Here is a 601-nt window from a genome sequence, read left to right as displayed (position 1 = left end):
CACCGAGCGAGCCAAGCCCGGCGTGGAAGAAGCCATGCAGCCGATCTTTGGCCGTGTCGAGCAGGACGGCTACGCCATCGATCTGGGCCCGCTCGGCAAGATCTCGCTCGGCAAGGCGACGGGCCGCGACTTCAAGATGCGTGTCGGAGACGAGCCGGTCGGAGAGCTCCTGTCGCGGATCATCGCGCAGGCGGAGGCCGACCAGAAGGCAGGGCTCAGCTCGAAGGCCGAGCGCGACCCAGCCCGGCTCGAGGCCGACAAGCGCATGGCGCTTTCCATGTTCTCGCTGTTCGATGCCATCGACTACGGCAGCGGCGAGGTCCGCGATATGGTGATGGCGCTCTCCGTTCCGCCGAATCCGGGCGAAGCGCCGGTCGCCATGGACGTGAGAATCGCCAGGTTGGCCTATGGCGAAGATGCGCCGGCCAAGTCTGGCTACGCCGTGGAAGGTTTCTCTTTCGCGGGTGCTGGCGCCAAGGCAGGGTTCGAGTCGCTCAGCTATTCCGGCTTTTCGCTCGCGCCCATGTTCAAGGGTCTGAAGGAGGCCCTGGCCAAGCCCGAAACCGAGATCGATTCGCTCGATTTCCGCAAGCTGATCCCC

General features: G+C 65.2%; 1 protein-coding gene. It reads left to right on the top strand.

The genetic code is table 11. From position 1 onward, the window contains the following. Positions 1-34 precede the first annotated feature (34 nt). A partial coding sequence (locus tag AB4Y92_RS25290; RefSeq protein ID WP_441822116.1) for a hypothetical protein occupies positions 35-601 on the top strand: 567 nt, incomplete at its 3' end.

The organism is Lysobacter sp. TAB13 (assembly GCF_052113885.1).
Taxonomy (GTDB): Bacteria; Pseudomonadota; Gammaproteobacteria; order Xanthomonadales; family Xanthomonadaceae; genus Lysobacter; species Lysobacter gummosus.
This window is presented reverse-complemented; position numbering and strand designations above follow the sequence as displayed.